The sequence below is a fragment of the Streptomyces sp. NPDC031210 genome (assembly GCF_055570395.1).
Window position 1 is genome coordinate 635709 of the sequence record NZ_JBVIHH010000002.1, and the last position, 19373, is coordinate 655081.

Annotated in this window: 19 protein-coding genes; 9 read left to right on the forward strand and 10 right to left on the reverse strand. The window is 72.6% G+C overall.

All coding sequences use genetic code 11. From position 1 onward, the window contains the following. Positions 1 to 129 precede the first annotated feature (129 nt). Both ACZ45Z_RS06515 and ACZ45Z_RS06520 read left to right on the forward strand, forming a co-directional pair. Positions 130 to 1473 carry a benzoate/H(+) symporter BenE family transporter gene (locus ACZ45Z_RS06515; protein ID WP_468357000.1) on the forward strand — a complete coding sequence of 448 codons (1344 nt, stop codon included), beginning with the start codon at positions 130 to 132 and terminating at the stop codon, positions 1471 to 1473. A 140-nt stretch (positions 1474 to 1613) separates the two neighbouring features. Further along, complete coding sequence (locus tag ACZ45Z_RS06520) at positions 1614 to 2405, forward strand: LppU/SCO3897 family protein (RefSeq protein ID WP_468357003.1); 792 nt, start codon at positions 1614 to 1616, stop codon at positions 2403 to 2405. Between the two features lie 315 nt (positions 2406 to 2720). Here ACZ45Z_RS06520 and ACZ45Z_RS06525 read toward each other — a convergent pair whose 3' ends face one another. Then, positions 2721 to 3383, reverse strand: a complete 663-nt coding sequence (locus ACZ45Z_RS06525; RefSeq protein ID WP_468357006.1) for a TetR/AcrR family transcriptional regulator — start codon at positions 3381 to 3383, stop codon at positions 2721 to 2723. Between the two features lie 130 nt (positions 3384 to 3513). Here ACZ45Z_RS06525 and ACZ45Z_RS06530 point away from each other — a divergent pair, with 130 nt between their 5' ends. Beyond that, positions 3514 to 6072 (forward strand): glycoside hydrolase family 3 protein, encoded by a 2559-nt coding sequence (locus ACZ45Z_RS06530; RefSeq protein WP_468357009.1) that lies wholly within the window; start codon positions 3514 to 3516, stop codon positions 6070 to 6072. Positions 6073 to 6085: 13 nt separating this feature from the next. Here the strand turns inward: ACZ45Z_RS06530 and ACZ45Z_RS06535 are convergent, their stop codons facing one another. Further along, positions 6086 to 6790, reverse strand: coding sequence for a DUF4097 family beta strand repeat-containing protein (locus ACZ45Z_RS06535; protein ID WP_468357012.1), 705 nt, complete (start codon positions 6788 to 6790; stop codon positions 6086 to 6088). Positions 6791 to 6953: 163 nt separating this feature from the next. Continuing rightward, on the reverse strand, positions 6954 to 7871 hold the full coding sequence (locus ACZ45Z_RS06540) for a GDSL-type esterase/lipase family protein (RefSeq protein WP_468357015.1): 918 nt from the start codon (positions 7869 to 7871) through the stop codon (positions 6954 to 6956). 326 nt (positions 7872 to 8197) lie between these two features. Between ACZ45Z_RS06540 and ACZ45Z_RS06545 the strand changes: the two genes are divergently transcribed. Further along, positions 8198 to 8692, forward strand: a complete 495-nt coding sequence (locus ACZ45Z_RS06545; RefSeq protein ID WP_468357018.1) for a DUF3145 domain-containing protein — start codon at positions 8198 to 8200, stop codon at positions 8690 to 8692. A gap of 84 nt (positions 8693 to 8776) precedes the next feature. After that, positions 8777 to 9670, forward strand: a complete 894-nt coding sequence (locus ACZ45Z_RS06550; protein WP_468357022.1) for an NAD(P)-dependent oxidoreductase — start codon at positions 8777 to 8779, stop codon at positions 9668 to 9670. 97 nt (positions 9671 to 9767) lie between these two features. Here the strand turns inward: ACZ45Z_RS06550 and fabF are convergent, their stop codons facing one another. From fabF to ACZ45Z_RS06575, 5 genes are all read right to left on the reverse strand, one after another. Continuing rightward, positions 9768 to 11033 carry a beta-ketoacyl-ACP synthase II gene (gene fabF / locus ACZ45Z_RS06555; RefSeq protein WP_468357025.1) on the reverse strand — a complete coding sequence of 422 codons (1266 nt, stop codon included), beginning with the start codon at positions 11031 to 11033 and terminating at the stop codon, positions 9768 to 9770. 77 nt (positions 11034 to 11110) lie between these two features. After that, positions 11111 to 11359 carry an acyl carrier protein gene (locus tag ACZ45Z_RS06560; protein WP_468357028.1) on the reverse strand — a complete coding sequence of 83 codons (249 nt, stop codon included), beginning with the start codon at positions 11357 to 11359 and terminating at the stop codon, positions 11111 to 11113. A 102-nt stretch (positions 11360 to 11461) separates the two neighbouring features. Beyond that, the gene (locus ACZ45Z_RS06565; protein WP_468357031.1) at positions 11462 to 12508 is read right to left on the reverse strand and encodes a beta-ketoacyl-ACP synthase 3; all 1047 of its coding nucleotides are present in this window, start codon (positions 12506 to 12508) and stop codon (positions 11462 to 11464) included. A gap of 14 nt (positions 12509 to 12522) precedes the next feature. Beyond that, positions 12523 to 13479, reverse strand: a complete 957-nt coding sequence (locus ACZ45Z_RS06570) for an ACP S-malonyltransferase (RefSeq protein ID WP_468357034.1) — start codon at positions 13477 to 13479, stop codon at positions 12523 to 12525. Between the two features lie 89 nt (positions 13480 to 13568). Then, positions 13569 to 14753 carry a PucR family transcriptional regulator gene (locus ACZ45Z_RS06575; protein WP_468357037.1) on the reverse strand — a complete coding sequence of 395 codons (1185 nt, stop codon included), beginning with the start codon at positions 14751 to 14753 and terminating at the stop codon, positions 13569 to 13571. Positions 14754 to 14810: 57 nt separating this feature from the next. On the opposite strand from ACZ45Z_RS06575, the gene ACZ45Z_RS06580 reads away from it, so the two are divergent. Further along, entirely contained in the window at positions 14811 to 15482 is a 672-nt protein-coding gene (locus tag ACZ45Z_RS06580) for a pirin family protein (protein WP_468357040.1), read from the forward strand. A 56-nt stretch (positions 15483 to 15538) separates the two neighbouring features. Here the strand turns inward: ACZ45Z_RS06580 and ACZ45Z_RS06585 are convergent, their stop codons facing one another. Beyond that, positions 15539 to 16351, reverse strand: a complete 813-nt coding sequence (locus tag ACZ45Z_RS06585; protein ID WP_468357043.1) for a serine hydrolase domain-containing protein — start codon at positions 16349 to 16351, stop codon at positions 15539 to 15541. 136 nt (positions 16352 to 16487) lie between these two features. Between ACZ45Z_RS06585 and ACZ45Z_RS06590 the strand changes: the two genes are divergently transcribed. From ACZ45Z_RS06590 to ACZ45Z_RS06600, 3 genes are read left to right on the forward strand one after another with little or no spacing between them, the layout of a single operon-like run. Next, positions 16488 to 16997, forward strand: coding sequence for a MerR family transcriptional regulator (locus ACZ45Z_RS06590; protein ID WP_468357046.1), 510 nt, complete (start codon positions 16488 to 16490; stop codon positions 16995 to 16997). 7 nt (positions 16998 to 17004) lie between these two features. Continuing rightward, the gene (locus ACZ45Z_RS06595; protein ID WP_468357049.1) at positions 17005 to 18021 is read left to right on the forward strand and encodes an aldo/keto reductase; all 1017 of its coding nucleotides are present in this window, start codon (positions 17005 to 17007) and stop codon (positions 18019 to 18021) included. 2 nt (positions 18022 to 18023) lie between these two features. Further along, positions 18024 to 18371, forward strand: coding sequence for a hypothetical protein (locus ACZ45Z_RS06600; RefSeq protein ID WP_468357052.1), 348 nt, complete (start codon positions 18024 to 18026; stop codon positions 18369 to 18371). Positions 18372 to 18396: 25 nt separating this feature from the next. On the opposite strand, the gene ACZ45Z_RS06605 is transcribed toward ACZ45Z_RS06600, so the two are convergent. Beyond that, entirely contained in the window at positions 18397 to 19275 is an 879-nt protein-coding gene (locus ACZ45Z_RS06605; protein ID WP_468357055.1) for a DUF4429 domain-containing protein, read from the reverse strand. Between the last annotated feature and the right edge of the window lie 98 nt (positions 19276 to 19373).

Consider the following 19373-nt stretch of genomic DNA (forward strand, 5'->3'; position numbering starts at 1 on the left):
CCACCCGGCGGACCCGCTGTGCGAGGGTGCGTACGTCGCGGTTCGGGGGCTCTGGGCGACAACGGGCGGGACGCGAACTCCGGGCTGCCGATGCCGTCGAGGTACCGAACGCGCTGCGAGGGACAACCGTTGAGCTCCGACACCAGCACCACCGGCAACACCAACAGAGACAACACCAACAGAGACAACGCCACGAGGGACGACGCCACCACCACTGGCAAGACCACCACCGGCAACGCCACCACCGGCGACACCACCGACCGCCGCCCCCGCCTGCGACGCGACCTGTCGCTCTCCGCGATCCTCGCCGGATTCGTGGCCGTGGTCGTGTCCTACTCCGGCCCGTTGGTCATCGTGCTGGCCGCCGCCTCCGCCGGACACCTCGACGCGGCCCACACCGGCTCCTGGGTCTGGGCGATCTCCGTCGGCAGCGGCCTGACCTGTCTGGGCCTCAGCCTGCGGACCCGGATGCCGGTCATCACCGCCTGGTCCACCCCGGGTGCCGCACTCCTGGTCACCAGCCTGGGGGCGTATCCGTACGCGGAGGCGGTCGGGGCGTTCCTCGTCACCGGTGTCGTCATCGCGCTCGTCGGCCTGACCGGGGTGTTCGGATGGCTGATGCGCCGGGTGCCGCCGGCCGTGGTGTCCGCGATGCTCGCCGGCATCCTCTTCTCCTTCGGCACCGGCGTCTTCACGTCCCTCAAGACCGCGCCCCTGATAGCCGGGACGGTCCTCCTGGCGTACCTCCTCGGCAAGCGATGGCTGCCCCGCTACGCCGTGCTGGCGGCCCTCGTCGCGGGTGTGGCGGTGAGCGGCGCCACCGCGCGGCTGCACATCCGCCTGGACCACCTCGAATTCGCCCGGCCGGTGCTCACCACGCCCGCGTTCTCGGTCGCCTCGCTCATCGGCATCGCTGTCCCGCTGATCCTCGCCACCCTGGCCTCGCAGAACGCCCCCGGCATGGCCGTCCTCACGGCCTCCGGATACCGCCCCGACGACCGGCTGCTGATCGGATCGACCGGCCTGGTCTCCACCGCGCTCGCCCCCTTCGGCTCCCACGCCGTCAACCTCGCGGCCATCACCGCCGCGCTGTGCACCGGCCCGGCCGCGCACCGCGACCCCGGACGCCGCTACGTCGCGGGAATCGCCGCCGGCATGTGGTACCTGGTCATCGGGGCCTTCGGCTCGACCCTCGTGGTGCTGTTCGCGGGCCTGCCCAAGGAACTGGTGGCCGCGCTGGCCGGGGTCGCCCTGTTCGGCGCGCTGGCGGGCGGGCTGACCGGCGCCGTCCAGGAGGAGAAGGACCGCGAAGCCGCCCTGGTCACCTTCCTGGCCACCGCCTCCGGGGTCACCCTCTTCGGCATCGGCTCCGCCTTCTGGGGCCTGGTCCTCGGCGTCCTCGCCCATCTGACGCTGAGCGCCTGGCGCGGCAGGGGAGCGGCGGCGAGCGCCGGGGGCGCCGGGGCCGCCTGAGCGGGTCGGGCCGGGGCTCGCGACCGTAACGGGTCGTCCGGGCCCGTAACCAGGCCCGGACGGCCCGCTCCTGACCCCCGCGGATAAGGTGCTGCGTCGTCACCGGCTCCGGTGGCGCCCAGAGACCGAGGGGGATCTCCGTGGCCAACCCGCCACCACCACCGCACGGCCACCCCGGCGGCCCGTACGCCCAGCCCTACGGGCCCCAGCCCACCGGCCCCTACGTCCCGCCACAAGGAGCGCCCCACCCGGGCCCGCACCCGCACCCGCACCCGTACGCCGGACACCAGCCGCCCCCCGCTCCGCAACCCGGCCCGCCCGGCTGCCAGTTCTGCGGGTCGGTGCCCGCCGTGGAGGCCACCGTGCGCGGCCACCAGGGCTTCGTCGTCGTGATGCGGTTCCTCAGCGTCCGGGGCGTGTTCTGCCGTTCCTGCGGGCTGGCGACCTACCGCGACATGTCCGCGAGAACGCTGTGGCAGGGCTGGTGGGGCCCGCTGTCCGTGGCGATCACCCCGCTCACTCTGCTGCTGAACCTCGCCCCCCGCGCTCGCTTCCGCAAACTGGCCGCCCCGGTGGGCGGTTGGCGGCCGCCCCTCGATCCCGGCAGGTCGCTGCTGCGCCGGCCCGTGGCGCTGCTGTTCCTGCTGCCGGTGGCCCTCCTCGTCCTCGCGGTGCCCACGCTGGCCCTGGTGGCGGCGGTCGGCGGCGGCTTCGGTCCGCCGACCCTCGCGGTCGGTGACTGCGTACGCAACGACGGCGACTGGAGCCGGCAGGACCTGGAGGTCACCGACTGCGGAGCGGCCGACGCGCAGTACCGCGTGACCCGCCGACTGGACTCGCTCGGCGCGCACTGCTCCGACGGCGATTACGTCTCCGACCCCGAATACAGCCGCGACGGTGCCACCGCCTCCTGCCTCACACCCATCCGGTGACGCCGACGGCCGCCCACCCGGAGCGCCCGGCCGAGTACGCCGCGGGCATCGCCGACTCCATCGAGAAGGACTTCCCTCTCGTCGACCATCTCTACACGGCCGCCGCCTCCGCCTCCGCCTCCGCCTCCGCCTCCGCCGCATCGTTCGACGGCCTGTGGGGGACGGCCGGCGCCAAGCTCCGCGCGGCGTTCCGCGGCTGGGACGAAGCGGCGGTCAAGGACATCTTCCTCGCCCACCACGGCGACCTGCGCGACTTCTCCGTACGGACGGCCGAGGCGGACCACGCCGTGACGCCGTGGTCAAAGCCGCCTGGTTCTAGAGGCGTTCATCCGCACCGCTCCCGGCGCCGGGCTCCTCCCCGCCGGGGCCGAGCAGCGCGAGGAAGTCCCGGAACGCCGCCGGCATGTCGACGTTCTCCGGGTCCAGCAGCCACTGGAGCTGCAAGCCGTCCATGACGGCGACCAGCAGCGGCGCCGCCTGTTCCGGCGTCAGGCCGCCGGGGAGGGTCTCGCCGTACTCGGCGTGCAGCAGGTGGGCCATCGCTTCCCGTACGGACCGGAAGCGGGCCTCGAAGAACGCGCGGGCCGGGTGGTCCTCGGTGACACTGTCCGCCGACAGGACGGTGTACGTCTGGACGATGCGGGGCCGGGTGGCGTTGTAGTCGACTAGCTGGGCCAGGATGTCGGTGCGCCAGGTACCGGCGGCGGTCGCCGCCGCCGAGGCGAGATCCCAGCGGTCGCGGGCCTCCAGGACGCCGACCAGCAGCAGCTCCTTCGTGGGGAAGTGGTGCAGCAGCCCCTGCTGGCTCAGCCCGGCGCGCTCGGCGACGGCGGCCAGTGAGGTCCGGCGGTAGCCACGCTCGGAGATGAGCTCCATGGCGGCCTCCAGGATGGCCTCGCGCCGCTCCGCCCGCTGGGCCTCCCGCCCGCCGCCACCCGGCCGTACACAACGCGGCCCGTCCTGATCTTTCGCAGTCACCGGCCGAGGGTAACCCCCGCGAGCGGTTTTCATTGGATGATGATAACTTTTTCATAACCATGCCTACCGGACGGTCGGCGAGTGGGTATCGATCCAGGTAGGAGGCCCGTACGTCACTCAGGAGCGCCGTATGACCGACCACCACGATCCCGGCCCCCACCCGCATCCTGGCCCCGACCACTCCGAGGCCGTCGAGCGGGCGCTCGCCGCGCTGGACCTGGACACCAAGGCCGCGCTGCTGTCCGGTCAGGACATGTGGACGCTGCCGGCCGTGCCCGGCATCGGACTGGCGTCGCTGGTGATGTCGGACGGCCCGGTCGGGGTGCGCGGGCGGGGCTGGAGTGCCGAGGACCCCTCGGTGGCCCTGCCCAGCCCCACCGCGCTGGCCGCCACCTGGGACCCGGAGCTGGCCCGCCGCGCCGGCCACCTCCTCGCCCAGGAGGCGCGCCGCAAGGGCGTCCACGTGCTGCTCGCGCCGACCGTCAACCTGCACCGCTCGCCGCTCGGCGGCCGCCATTTCGAGTGCTACTCGGAGGACCCGCTGCTGACCGGCGCGATCGGCGCCGGCTACGTCCGTGGCGTCCAGGAGGGAGGTATCGGCGCGACGGTCAAGCACTTCGTCGGCAACGACGCCGAGACCGACCGCCTCACGGTCGACAACCGCATCGCCGCGCGCCCCCTGCACGAGCTCTACCTCGCGCCCTTCGAGCACCTCGTCGCCGCCGCCCGCCCCTGGGCCGTCATGACCGCCTACAACCGGGTCAACGGCTCGACGATGACCGAGCACCGCCACCTCGTCCACGACGTCCTGCGCGGCCGGTGGGGCTTCGACGGCTGCAACATCTCGGACTGGACGGCGGCCCGGCACACCGTCCGCGCCCTGCGCGGCGGCCTGGATGTGGCGATGCCCGGGCCCCGCACGGTCTTCGGCGCCCCGCTCGCCGCGGCCGTGCGCGCCGGGGAGGTCGCCGAGTCGGAGGTGGACGAGGCGGTGCGCCGGGTGCTGCTGCTGGCCGCGCGCACCGGATGCCTGGCGGGTGCGCCGGCCGCCGTCGCCCCGGACGCCGTGCCGCGGGGCATCGACGGCCGCGCGGTGGCGCGCGAGATCGCCCGGCGAGCGTGCGTCCTGCTGCGCAACGAGCCGGTGGGAGGCGGGCGGCGGGCCCTTCCGCTCGACGCCGCCGCGGTCCGCGAGATCGCCGTCATCGGGGCGGCGGCCCGCGACGCCCGGGTGCTCGGCGGCGGTTCCGCCGCCGTCTTCCCCGACGCGATCGTCTCCCCGCTGGCGGGCCTGCGCGCGGCGCTGCCCGACGACGTACGGATCACCTTCGCCGTCGGCGCCGACCCCCGCACCCGCCTCCCCCACGCCCGCGACGGCTTCACGCTGCGCGCCCGCTACCTCGCCGAGGACGGCCGCCCACTCGCCGAGACCCCGCAGTTCGACGGCAGGGTCCTGGCCATGGGGACGTTTCCCGAGGGCGTCACCCGCCACAACCTCCACGCCGTCGAGCTGACCGGCACCTTCACCCCGCGCGCCACCGGCACCCACACCTTCGCCGTGTCCGGCACCGGCGAGCTGCGGCTGACCGTCGGCGGGTCGGTCCTCTTCGACGACCACTGCGCACCGGAGGGCAACGACCCGTTCGAGAGCCTGATGCACCCCGTCGAGCGGCGGGTGACAGCCCCGCTGACGCACGGTGAGCCGGTCGCGGTGACGCTGCGGTACGTGCCGCCCGGCGCGGGGCTCGGCATCGGCACGAACGCGCTGAGCTTCGCCCTCGGCCACAGCGAACCGCGGTCCGACCCCGACGCGGAGCTGGCGGCGGCGGTCCGCGCGGCGGCGGCCGCGGATGTGGCCGTCGTGGTCGTCGCCACCACGGAGGAGGTCGAGTCCGAGGGCTTCGACCGCACCGACCTGCGGCTGCCCGGCCGCCAGGACGAGCTGGTCACCCGCGTCGCCGCCGCCAACCCGCACACCGTCGTGATCGTCAACTCCGGCTCCCCGGTGGAGCTTCCGTGGCGCGAGAAGGTCCCCGCGGTGCTGCTGAGCTGGTTCCCCGGCCAGGAGGGCGGGGCCGCGCTGGCGGACGTACTGCTCGGGGCGCGCGAGCCGGGCGGCCGGCTCCCGACGACCTGGCCGGCCCGCCTGGAGGACGCACCCGTCACCCGCGTCACCCCCGTCGACGGCCGACTCGACTACTCCGAGGGCCTCTTCATCGGCTACCGCGCCTGGGAGCGGTCCGGCACGCGGCCCGCCTACCCCTTCGGCCACGGCCTCGGCTACACCGACTGGGCCTACGAGACGCTGGAGGCGACCGCGGACTCGGTGCGGGTCCGGGTGCGCAACACCGGGAAGCGGGCCGGCCGTGAGGTCGTCCAGATCTACCTGGCGCCCACCGACGCCGACGGCGGTCCCGAGCGCCCGGTCCGCCGGCTGGCCGGCTTCGCCGTCGTGGAGGCCGGACCCGGCGAGAGCGCCGAGGCCGGCATCCCGCTGCCGCGCCGCGCCTTCGAGATCTGGGACGAAGCGGCCCGCGAGGGCCCGCACGGCGGCGAGGACGCGGCGCAGGAGACCCGGCCGGGCCGGTCGGCGCGCGGCGCCTGGCGCCGCGTCCCGGGCGTCTACCGCGTCGAGGCGGCCCGCAGCGTCGACGACCGCCGGCTGACCGCGGAGGTCACCGTCACCTGACGTCATGGCAGCCTCATCGCGGGATCACCGTCACATTGCCGCCGCTGGTCGTGGCGGACACCTTGTGCCCGGAACCGTCGTCCGTGGGGACGGTGACCTTACGGGTGCCGCCGCTGGTCGAGGCGTCCACCGCGTAGGTGCCCTTCGGCAGGCGGATGGTGACGTCGCCGCCGCTGGTCCGCCCCGACACGTCGTCGGGCACCGCGGTCAGGGTGACCTCGACGTCCCCGCCGCTGGTCTTCACGTCGGCCTTGCGCGCCGCGGAGTCCTTGACGGTGATGTCACCACCGCTCGTCTCCGCGGTGATGCCGCCGGAGGCGCCGCGCACGGTGATGTCCCCGCCGCTGGTGTGCAGGTCCACCGAGGCGTTCCGGGGCAGCAGGACGCGGTAGTTCACCTCGCACCGGTGCGAGGTGCTGCCGCAGTCGTCGGCCGTCAGCGTGAGCCGGCCGTCCTCGAGGGTGTGCTCCGGGCTCGGCTTCCGCTGGTTGTACTCGTACTTCTCGGTCACCCGCACCGAGCCGCCGGCGTCGACCGGAACGATTTCGATGTTCCCGCCGTGCGTCGTCGCCGACAGCGCCGTGACCTCGCCGCGCACCGGATACGTCCGCTCGGCCTTCTTGCCCGGCCCTATGTCCGTCAGAGAGCAGCCGGTGACCAGCGCGGTCAGCGCCGCACAGGACAGGAGAAGAGGAGCAGCGGTGCGCAGGCGGGCCATGGTGAGAGGTCTCCCGGAGTGAGTGGAACGAGGCGGGTGAAGCGATCTGGCCCCATCCTCCCGCCGCCGTCCGCCGCGGTCGTCACCGAACGGTATGACCTTCGCGGCCCCGTGCCCCTAGGGGGTACCCGGATATTGACGCGAGGTCAGGCCATTTCAGCCCCTACGCCCGCGGTTCCTCCCGCGTGATCGCCCGGTACGCCAGCGCCGCGAGTTCCCGCTGTCCGCGCAGGCCCGGATGGAACCAGTCCCAGGTGCTCAACTGCTGCCCGGTGAAGCGGTAGTCGAAGACCGACCTGTCGAACCGGCACAGGGCGTCCTTCCGGCACACGTCCTCCAGCGCCGTGTTGTACGCCATCACCCGGTCTCGTACCCGTGCGCGCCGGTCCGCCGCCGTCTTCGTCAGGTCGTCCGGATCGCGCAGCATCGACCCGCAGATCCCCAACTTCCACACCTGCTTGCTCAGCCGGTTCTTGCGCCCCTCCGACCACAGCCGCAACAGGTCCGGTACGGCGGCGACATACAACTGCGTGCGCGGCAGCGCGCGCCGCAGCGTCTTGACAGCCCGCGCGAAGTCGGCGCGGAACGCGGCCCGCGGGGTCATCGCCCGGACGTCGCGGCGGCACGCGTCGTTGGCACCGATCAGGACCGTGACCAGCTCGGGCCGGTGGCTTGCGGCCTCGGCTATCTGGTCGGGCAGATCGCGCATCAGCGCGCCGGTCCTGGCGTGGTTCCAGCTATGGGTGGCGGGGCGCTCGACCAGCCGCCGGGCCAGACTGCCGACCTTGGGGTCGGTGCCGGTGGCCCAGGAGACCTCCGGGCAGTCGGAGAGCACCGCGCAGGCGTCGAAACCGACGGTGATGGAGTCACCGAGCGCCGCGATCGAACGGGGATGGGTGCGCCAGGCCGGACCCGCCGGCGCGGTCGCGTGACCGCCCGTCGCGCTGGAGTGCGGGGTGGCCCCCTCCCCGGAGCCGCAGCCGGCGAGGGCCAGGAGGGCGGAGGCGGTGACGGCGGCGAGGCGGGTGCGCGCGGTTGACCGGCGATCGCGGGCGCGAGCGGGCCGATCGGTCGGCGTCATCCCCTGTCCCCTCCGGCGTGCGAGTGATATCTCTTCCGGTACCGACGGTACGTCACCCTTCGGTCCGTGCCGCGCGATAGCTTGGCCGTGTGCCTGCCGGGCAGTGACCCGAAGTGGTATGTGCAGTTGGCACGGCCAAATTACAACACGTCATTTCCTGTCCCTTTTGCGGCAAATTACGCCTCATGGTGTTTACTGTAGGTCACCTCGCATGCTGGTGCCGAAGTGATCACTGGGGCAGAATGTCGATAGCTGTCCCGGCCGCGAACCGGAACGGGCACGAGGCCGCTGGGGAAGGCGAACCTCGAACCGCACTGGAGGTCCCGGTGACGACACGTGGAGTTCTGTACGTCCACTCCGCTCCGCGCGCGCTGTGCCCGCACGTCGAATGGGCCGTGGCGGGCGTCCTCGGCGTGCGCGTCAATCTCGACTGGATCCGCCAGCCGGCGTCCCCCGGCACCTGGAGAGCCGAATTCTCCTGGCAGGGAGAGGTCGGCACCGCCTCCAAGCTGGCCTCCGCGCTGCGCGGCTGGCACCTGCTGCGCTTCGAAGTGACCGCGGAACCCTGCTCCACCGCCGAGGGCGAGCGCTACAGCTCCACCCCCGACCTGGGCATCTTCCACGCCGTCACGGGACTGCACGGCGACATCCTCATCCCCGAGGACCGGCTGCGCGCCGCGGTCGCCCGCTCCGCGCGCGGCGAGACCGAACTGGCCGCCGAGGTCTCCAAACTGCTGGGCAAGCCCTGGGACGACGAGTTGGAGCCGTTCCGGTACGCGGGTGAGGGCGCCCCCGTCCGCTGGCTCCACCAGGTGGTCTGAAGGCCAGGTGGTCTGAAGGCGCCCACGGGCGCCCGGCCGACGCGGAGTTGCCTTCGAGTCCGCTCCACCACTTAGCGTGCCGGCATGGCTGACAACACCTCAGTGGCCGTCCTCGGCACTGGAATCATGGGCACCGCGATGGCCCGCAACCTCGCCCGGGTCGGCCTGGACGTCCGCGCCTGGAACCGTACGCGCGCCAAGGCCGAGCCCCTGGCCGGCGACGGGGTCCGGATCACCGGCACCCCGGCGGAGGCCGTGGACGGCGCGGCGGTGGTCCTGACGATGCTGCTCGACGGGCCGGCCGTCCTCGACGCGATGCGCCAGGCCGCCCCCGGCCTCGCGCCGGACGCCGTATGGCTCCAGATGAGCACGGTGGGCACCGAAGGGCCGGCGCCGCTCGCCCGCTTCGCCGCCGAGCACCGCCTCTGGTTCGTCGACGCCCCCGTCCTGGGCACCAGAGCGCCCGCCGAAAGCGGCGAGTTGACGGTCCTGGCGGCCGGTCCGCCACAGGCGCGGGAGCGGGCGGAGGTCGTCTTCGACATCGTCGGGCGTACCACGCGGTGGGTCGGCGAGGACGGGGCGAGCGGGGCCGCGAGCCGGCTCAAGCTCGTCGTCAATAGCTGGGTGCTCACCCTCATCAGCGGCGCCGGGGAGGCGCTCGCGCTCGCCCAGGGGCTCGGGGTCGACCCACGCGACTTCCTGGGCGCCGTCGCGGGCGGGCCGCTCGACGCGCCGTATCTGCGGATGAAGGCGGAGCTGATCCTGTCGGGCGAGTACCCCGCCAGTTTCACGGTGTCCGGGGCGCGCAAGGACGCCCGTCTGATCACGGAGGCGGCGCGGCGGGCCGGCGTACGGATGGACCTGGCCGTGGCGGCCGCGGAACGCTTTCGCCGGGCGGAGGCCCAGGGCCACGGCGAAGAGGACGGCGCGGCGGCGTACTTCGCCGGTTTCGCCGACTCCGAGGGACCCGACGGCTGAAGCCGCCGAGGCGTACGAAGAGGGCCCGCCCGGAGTCAACCGGGCGGGCCCTCTCACCTCTGCGGATCCGGAAGCCTCGGACCCTCCTGCCGATCGGTCAGACCGAGCGGAACGCCAGCACGACGTTGTGACCGCCGAAGCCGAACGAGTCGTTCAGTGCCGCGATGCGTCCCTCGGCGGGCAGCTCGCGGGCCTCGTCGCGGACGATGTCCGCCTCGGCCTCGGGGTCGAGGTTCTCGATGTTGATCGTCGGCGGCGCCGTCCGGTGATAGAGCGCCAGGATGGAGGCGACCGTCTCGATACCGCCCGCGCCGCCCAGCAGGTGACCGGTCATGGACTTCGTGGCGGAGATCGCCATGTGGTCCACGTGGTCACCGAAGACCTTGCGCAGCGCCTTCAGTTCGGCCAGGTCGCCCTGCGGGGTCGAGGTGGCGTGCGCGTTGATGTGCACGATCTCGGCCGGGTCCAGGTCGCTGGCGTCCAGGAGGTTCTGCAGGGCGTGCGCGATGCCGTTGCCGGAGGGCTCGGGCTGCACGATGTCGTGGCTGTCGGCGGAGATGCCCTGGCCCACGGCCTCGGCGTAGATCCGCGCGCCGCGCTTGGCGGCGTGCTCGGCCGACTCCAGGACGATCACGCCGGAGCCCTCGCCCATGACGAAGCCGTTGCGGTCGGCGTCGTACGGACGCGAGGCGCCCTGCGGGTCGTCGTTGTTCTTCGACATCGCCATCATGTTGCCGAACGCGACGATGGGAAGCGGGTGGATCGCCGCCTCCGTACCGCCGGCGACGACGACGTCCGCACGGCCCGTACGGATCATCTCGATGGCGTAGCCGATGGCCTCCGAGCCGGACGCGCAGGCGCTGACCGGGGTGTGCACGCCCGCGCGGGCGTTCACGTCCAGGCCGACGTTGGCGGACGGGCTGTTGGGCATCAGCATCGGCACGGTGTGCGGGGAGACGCGGCGTACGCCCTTCTCCTTGAGCACGTCGTACTGGCCGAGCAGGGTGGTCACGCCGCCGATACCGGAGGCGATGACGGTGCCGAGCCGGTCGGGGTCCACCGAGGTGTCCTCGCCGGCCCGCGCGGTGAAACCGGCGTCAGCCCATGCCTCGCGGGCCGCGATCAGCGCGAACTGCGCCGAGCGGTCCAGCTTGCGGGCCTGCGCCCGGGGGATGACCTCAGCGGGGTCGACGGCCGCCTGAGCGGCGATACGGACAGGCAGCTCAGCGGCCCAGTCCTGGTCGAGGCTGCCCACACCGGACCGGCCGGCGAGGAGGGCCTCCCAGGTCGAAGCGCTGTCGCCACCCAGCGGTGTGGTTGCGCCGATACCGGTGACGACCACGGTGCGATTGGTCGCGTTCACGGGAATTCTTACTCCACGGGTAGAGGGGTCTGAATCGACGGCGCCACCGCGGGGTGGCGACATGCGCAGCGGCTGGATCAGCCCTGGTGCTTGAGGATGTAGTCGGTCGCGTCGCCGACCGTCTTGAGGTTCTTGACGTCGTCGTCCGGGATCTTCACGTCGAAGCGCTCTTCGGCGGCGACGACGACCTCGACCATGGACAGCGAGTCGACGTCGAGGTCATCGGTGAAGGACTTCTCCACCTGGACGTCCTCGGTGGGGATCCCGGCGATCTCGTTCACGATCTCTGCGAGACCGGCGACGATCTCTTCCTGAGTGGCGGCCATGATGGCGCTCCTTCGGTCTTTAGGGGGAAACTGCGTTATTTCGGTAAAGCGCTGTACAGCGGCCGACACATCCGAAGACGTACGGCGCTGCGCAGATCTTGCCTAGGGGAGGGTAACGACCGTCGCGGCGTAGACGAGACCCGCCCCGAAGCCGATGACCAGCGCGGTGTCGCCGCTCTTGGCCTGGCCGGTCGCCAGCAGCCGCTCCATGGCGAGCGGAATGGAGGCGGCCGAGGTGTTGCCGGTGGTCTCCACGTCACGGGCGACCGTCACGCTCTCCGGCAGCTTCAGAGTCTTCACCATCGAGTCGATGATCCGCATATTGGCCTGGTGCGGAATGAAGACGTCCAGGTCGTCCGCGCTGACTCCGGCCGCGTCCAGCGCCTGCTGGGCGACCTTCGCCATCTCGAACACCGCCCACCGGAAGACCGCCTGGCCCTCCTGGGTGATGGCCGGGTAACGGATCGCCTCGGGCGCCGTGCGCTCCTGGGGACCGTTGCCGCCGGGCACCGGAGTCGTACGGTATTCGTCCCAGGCCACGGTCTGCTTGATGGTCTCGGACTTGTCGCCCTCCGAGCCCCAGACGGTCGGGCCGATCGCCGGCTCCTTGGCGGGACCGACGATCACCGCGCCGGCGCCGTCACCGAACAGGAAGGCCGTCGCGCGGTCCTCCAGGTCGGTCAGGTCCGAGAGCCGCTCCACGCCGATGACCAGGACGTACTCCGCGGACCCGTCGGTGACCATGCCCTTGGCCAGCGTCAGGCCGTAGCCGAAGCCCGCGCAGCCCGCCGAGATGTCGAACGCGGCCGGCTTGCCCGCGCCGATGCGGTGCGCGATCTCGGTCGCGATGGCCGGGGTCTGCTTGAAGTGCGACACGGTCGAGACGACCACGGCGCCGATCTGCTCGGGCGTGATCCCGGCGTCGGCGATGGCCTTGCCGGACGCCTCCACCGACATGGTGGCGACGGTCTCGTCCGGGCCGGCCCAGTGGCGTGTGGAGATGCCCGACCGGGAGCGGATCCACTCGTCGGAGGAGTCGATGTGCTTGAGGATCTCCTCGTTCGGCACGACACGGGTCGGGCGGTAGCCGCCGACGCCCATGATCCGCGCGTACGGGGAACCCTTGGCAGGCTTGATCTTCGAGGTCATGCGCGTGGGGCTCCTTATTCGGCCGAGGAGTCGGCGACGGGAGAGCGGTGCTCGGCGATGAGCGTGCGCGCCGCGTCGAGGTCGTCGGGCGTCTTGAGTGCGAGGGTGCGCACACCGGGCAGGGCACGCTTGGCCAGACCGACCAGCGTGCCGCCGGGCGCCACCTCGATGAGCGCGGTGACGCCGAGCTCCTTGAAGGTCTCCATGCACAGGTCCCAGCGGACGGGGTTGGCCACCTGGCCCACCAGCCGGCGCACCAGCTCCTGGCCGGAGAAGACCACCTGACCGTCCTTGTTGGAGACGTAACGGGTGTGCGGGTCGGCGACCGACAGTTCGGTGAGCGCCGACTCCAGGGTCGAGACGGCGGGCGCCATGTGGTGCGTGTGGAACGCGCCGGCCACCTGGAGCGGTACGACCCGGCGGGTGCCCTCCGGCTTGTCCGCGACCAGCGCGGCGATCTGCTCCGCCGTGCCCGCCGCGACGATCTGCCCCGCGCCGTTCACGTTCGCCGGGGTCAGGCCCAGCCTCTCCAGATGCGGTACGACGACGGCCTCGTCGCCTCCCAGGAGCGCGGCCATGCCGGTCTCGGTGACGGCCGCGGCCTCGGCCATGGCCAGCCCGCGCCGACGCACCAGCGACATCGCGTCGCCTTCCGTCAGCGTGCCGGTCAGCGCGGCGGCGGCCAGCTCGCCGACGCTGTGGCCGGCGGCGGCGCCGACCTGCGCGGCGAAGTCCTCGGGAGTCGCCAGCAACTGCCGGGCGGAGACCAGGGAGGCCGCCACCAGCAGGGGCTGCGCCACCGCGGTGTCGCGGATCTCGTCCGCGTCGGCCTTCGTGCCGTAGTGGACCAGGTCCAGGTCGATGGCCGCGGACCACTCACGGAGCCGGTCTTCGACACCGGGGAGGTCGAGCCAGGGGGTCAGGAAGCCGGGCGTCTGAGCGCCTTGGCCGGGAGCGACGAGTACGAGCACCCTCACACTCTCTCTTGCGGGAGGTTCCGCCCGCCCGTGAGGACAGGGACGAAGAACCATCGGGGGAATTGTTGGTGTCCGACAAAAGTCTAGGGCTGGGCCTCACCGTCAGCCAGACGCCCCAGGATCAGCGCGATACGCAAAGTGAACGCGGAGCGCACATCGGAGGGTGACCATCCGGTGACGTCCGTCACACGTCGCAGCCGATAGCGCACGGTGTTGGGGTGCACGAACAACATCCGCGCCGCCCCCTCAAGACTGCTCGCCTGCTCCAGATAGACGCTCAGCGTCTCCAGGAGCGCCGATCCCGCTTCCTCCAGTGGTCTGTAGATCTCCTCCACCAGTTGCTCGCGCGCGACCGGGTCCGACGCCATCGCGCGCTCGGGCAGCAGATCGTCCGCCAGGACCGGCCGGGGCGCGTCCGGCCAGGCCGCGCACGCCCGCAGTCCGGCGGCCGCGGCCTGCGCGGAACGGGTCGCGGCGAGCAGGTCGGAGACCACCGGGCCGGCCACCACGGGACCGGCCGCGTACGGGCCGATCAGGGACTTCGCGGCCTTCAGCGGATTGTCGGAGCCACCGGCGATCACCACCAGGCGACTGCCCAGAACGCCGGTGAGCACCTGGAGCTTGGCGTGCCGGGCGGCCCGCCGGATCGCCTCGACGGTCAGCTCGCTGTCCCCGTCGGGGGCCGTGCCGAGCAGCACGCAGACGTGTTCGGGGGAGTTCCAGCCCAGTGCCGCGGCGCGCGAGAGAGCGCCCTCGTCGGCCTCGCCGGACAGCACGGCGTTGACCACCAGCGACTCCAGCCGCGCGTCCCACGCGCCGCGCGCCTCCGCGGCCTGGGCGTAGACCTGCGCGGTGGCGAAGGCGATCTCCCGGGCGTACACGAGCAGCGCCTCGCGCAGCACCGACTCGTCACCGGGCGCCGCGACGTCGTCGATCGCGGACTCCATGACCTCGATGGTCGTGCGGACCATCTCCACGGTCTGGCGCAGGGTGATCGCCCGGGTCAGCTCGCGGGGCGCCGTACCGAAGACATCGGTGCTGATGGCCTGCGGCGTCTCGGGATGCCGGAACCACTCGGTGAATGCGGCGATGCCGGCCTGCGCCACCAGGCCGATCCAGGAGCGGTTCTCCGGGGGCATCGCGCGGTACCACGGCAGCGTGGCATCCATGCGGGCGATGGCCGCGGCCGCCAGTTTGCCGGCCGACTTCTCCAGGCGGCGGAGGGTCGCGGTGTGCGGGTGCGGGGCGCGCGATGCGGGTTCAGACACGGGACAAGCCTGCACTATCGGGGCGAGGTGGTGACGCGGCGGGGCTACGGTGGCTCCATGATTGAGGTGCGCAGGGCCGCGGAGCGCTATCGGGATCACGACGCGGACGCCGGAATCGAGTCGCTCCACGCCTTCTCCTTCGGGCCGCACTTCGATCCGGACAATCTGCGCTTCGGCGCGCTGATCGCCTGCAACGAGGAGCGGCTGGCGCCCGGCGCCGGCTTCGACGAGCACCCGCACCGCGACACCGAGATCGTGACCTGGGTCGTGGAGGGCGAGCTGACCCACCGCGATTCGGCGGGCCACCGCACCACCGTACGTCCCGGCGACCTCCAGCGGCTCTCCTCGGCCGGCGGCGTCCGGCACATCGAGCGCAACGACGGTGAGCGGCCGCTGCGCTTCGTGCAGATGTGGCTGGCACCGGCCGAGTTCGGCGGGGAGCCGGCCTACGAGGTGGTGCGCGGCATCGCCGACGGCACGCCGTACGCCGTGCCCCGGGCCGGCGCGATGCTGCACGTCCGCCGCCTGGGCGCCGGTGAGCGCACCGCCGTGCCCGACGCGCCCCGGGCGTATGTGCAGGTGGTGCGGGGCGCGGTACGTCTCGGCGAGGAACGGCTCGACGCCGGTGACGCGGCCCGGATCACCGACGCGCGGGGGCTGGAGCTGGGCGCCCTGGCGGCCGCGGAATGCCTGGTCTGGGAAATGGGGCCGGAGCCGGTGTACGGCTGAGCCGCGGGGCGCGAGCGGCCCCTCACCGGTTCACGGGCTCATCGGTTTCCGGCGGCTCAGCGCAGTTCGGCGAGCACCGCGTCGGTCAGCGCCGGCCACGCCTCGACGGCCCACGGACCGAAGGCGCGGTCGGACAGCGCGACACACGCCGCGCCCGCGTCCGGGTCCACCCACAAGAACGTGCCGGACTGCCCGAAGTGCCCGAAAGTGCGCGGCGAGGACGACGCGCCCGTCCAGTGCGGCGCCTTGCCGTCGCGGATCTCGAAGCCCAGCCCCCAGTCGTTGGGCTTTTGGTGGCCGTAGCCGGGCAGCACACCGGTGACGCCGGGGAAGACCACCGACGTCGCCTCCGCGAGCGTCTGCCGCGACAGCAGTCGCGGGGCCTGGAGCTCGGCGGCGAACCGGGTCAGGTCCGCGACCGTCGAGACGCCGTCCTTGGCGGGTGAGCCGGGCAGCTCGGTCGCGGTCATGCCGAGCGGTTCGAGCACCGCCTCGTGGAGGTACTGGGGGAAGGGGATGTCCGTCGCCTTGGCGAGGTGGTCGCCCAGCACCTCGAAGCCGGTGTTGGAATACAGCCGCCGGGTGCCCGGCTCGGCCATCGTGCGCTGCTCGTCGAAGGCCAGCCCGGAGGTGTGCGCGAGCAGGTGACGGACGGTCGACCCGGGCGGGCCGGCCGGCTCGTCCAGCTCGATGGCGCCCTCCTCGATGGCCAGCAGCGCGGCGTAGGCGGCCAGCGGCTTGGTGACCGACGCCAGCGGGAAGCGGTGCTCGGTGGGGCCGTACGATCCGGCCACCGTGCCGTCCGCTCGTACGACGGCGGCCGCAGCGGTGGGCACCGGCCAGTTCTCGATCATCCGCAGGCTCTGCATGCCCCGAGCCTAACGAACCGTGTATCCGGGCCCGGCCCGCGCTTGCTTGGAGTGCACTCGAAGCCTCTAGCGTGGGGTCCCGTCGAGGCAGATCCGGCGAATGCCGGGACGGACCCGGCGAGGAGGGGGACGCGGCATGACGGTGACGCACAGCGAACCGATGACGGGCGGGGCGCTCGCGACCGGCGGACGACCGGGGCGGGCGGACGAAATCCCCCCGAGGCCCGCGGGCTGCAGCGGTACGCCCGCGCACCCGCGGCCGGCCGGCCGCGACCAGTACACGATCAGCGAGGTGGCCGACCACACCGGGCTCAGCGCCCACACCCTGCGCTGGTACGAGCGGATCGGCCTGATGCCGCACGTGGACCGCACGCACACCGGGCAGCGCCGCTTCACCAACCGCGACCTGGACTGGCTGAGCCTGGTGACGAAGCTGCGGCTGACCGGCATGCCGGTCGCGGACATGGTCCGCTACGCCGAGCTGGTGCGGGCCGGTGAGAGCACCTTCGCCGAGCGCGAGGCCCTGCTGACCGCGCACCGCGAGGACGTACGGCAGCGCATCGCGGAGCTGCGCAGCACGCTGGACGTCCTCGACCACAAGATCGACATCTATGCCGACGCCCGGCGGGCGTCCGAAAGGTTCTGAGGTCCTCATGGGGAGCGAGACGATGGAAACGGTCGAACTGGGCACCGGCGGCCCCCGCGTCGGGGTGCAGGGCCTGGGCTGCATGGGCATGAGCTTCGCCTACGGCCCGACCGACGCCGACGAGGCCCGGGCGACCCTGGAGCGGGCGCTCGAACTGGGCGTGACGCTCTACGACACCGCCGACATGTACGGCATGGGGGAGAACGAGAAGTTCCTCGCGCCGTTCGTCCGCGCGCACCGCGAGAAGATCGTCCTGGCCACCAAGTTCGCGATAGCCCTCGACCCGGAGGACCCGGCCAAGCGCGTCATCCGCAACGACCGCGCCTACATCCGCCAGGCCGCCGAGGCGAGCCTGCGGCGGCTCGGCGTGGACGAGATCGACCTCTACTACATGCACCGCCGCGATGTGAACGTGCCGCTGGAGGAGACGGTCGGCGCCATGGCGGAGCTGGTGGCCGAGGGCAAGGTCAAGCACCTCGGGCTGAGCGAGGTGACCGGCGCCGAACTGCGCGTGGCGCAGGGCGTGCACCCGATCGCGGCCGTGCAGTCCGAATGGTCGCTGTTCAGCAGGGACGTGGAGGACGGCGTGGTCCCGGCGGCCGCCGAGCTCGGCATCGGCTTCGTGCCGTACTCGCCGCTCGGCCGCGGCTTCCTGACAGGCGCCTTCGTCAGCGCCGACAAGGAGCTCGGCGCGGACGACTTCCGCCGTCAGCAGCCCCGCTTCACCGGCGACAACGCGACCGCCAACGCCGCCCTGCTGGAGCCGATACGCAAGGTCGCCGAGAGGCACGACGCCACCCCGGGCCAGATCGCCCTGGCGTGGCTGCGGCACCAGGCCACCGCGCACGGCCTGGCCGTCGTCCCGATCCCCGGCACCCGCAAGCGCTCCCGGATCGAGGAGAACACCGCCGCCACGCGGATCGCCCTGAGCGAGGAGGACCTCGCGCTGCTGGACCCGATCGCCGGCCAGGTCGCGGGCGAGCGCTACGCGGACATGACGTTCACGTCCGCCGGGCGGGAGTAGTCATGCGCGCGGACATCGTGTGGTGGGACCTGTCGGCTTCGGGCCAGACGATCGAGTCGATGCGGCGGTACCTGCGGGACGAATCGGTTCGCGCGTTCGCCGACGTGCCCGGGCTGCGCCTGAAGGTGTGGGTCACCGACGCTCGGCGCAACAGATGGGGAGCCATCCTCCTGTGGGAGTCGGAGGAGGCGTCCCGTCAGGCACTGCCCAGCCGGGCGCTCGAACTCATCGGTTACCCGCCGGCGGTCATGGAGCGGTTCGACGTGGAGGCCACGGTGGAAGGGCGCTACGCGACAGAGGAACTGGCGCTGCGGGGCCTGGCCTTCGCGGAGTCGCTCGACGCGTCGTAGCGGGGGTTGGGGCGTCGCCTCCGCCCTACAGCTCCGCCAGCAACTCGGCCTTCTTCGCGCTGAATTCGTCGTCCGTCAGCAGCCCCGCCCCGTGGAGTTCGCCGAGGTGGCGTATCCGGTCGGCGATGTCGGCCGGGTCGCGGCGGGTCTCCCCGGCCCGGCGCATCGGTTCGCGGCCCGCCGGGTCGGCTACCGCCTCGGCGGCGCGTACGGCCTGGAGGACGGCGGCGGCGAACGGCAGCGATTCGTGGACCGGGCCGTAGCCCAGCCCGAAGACCACCGCGGCCGGGTCCTGGTCGGCCTCGCCCGGCACCGCGTCGGGCGCCCCGCGTTCCAGCAGCCGCAGATAGCCGTTGAAGATCTCCGGGGAGCGCCACTCCACCCCGGACAGCTCGCCGACCGCGAAGGTCTGGTCGCCGCTCTTCCACTTGGCCGACGACGCGCCCGTCCAGAACCAGCGGAAGGCGACCGACCGGCCGTCGAAGGACGCCTTGGCGTCGTACGCCTTGAAGGTCAGCGGGGGCTCCGGCGCCGCCACGAGATGGCGGTCGGCGGGCTTGACGGCATCCGGACCGAGCGCGGAGCGCAGCTCGTCGGCGTAGAACTCCGCCAGCGTCTCGCGCTCGGCCGGCAGCACCAGCCGGTAGGGGTCGGCGTCCTCCTTGAGCTGTCCGTCCGCCGCCTCCATCAGGGGGTCGGCGCCGTGCCGTGGCACGGCGTGCAGCACCACCGTGCCGCGTCTGCCCTCGGACAGCCCGACGGACCTCAACGCCTCGTACGGAATGCGTCGCTCGCCGAGCGCCTGGAACAGCTTCGGCCTGCGGATCCCCCGTTCGAAGCGGATGAGTACGGAGTCCGTGTCGAACTCCCAGACGGCGTGAAAACCGGCCAGCACATCACCCATGCGGCTCATCGTATGCGGGCGGTCGCTCGGCCGCCCCCCTTCCGGGCACCTTCCGCTACGCGCGTCGAGAGGCGACGGGCCGCGGGCGGGCTCCCGCG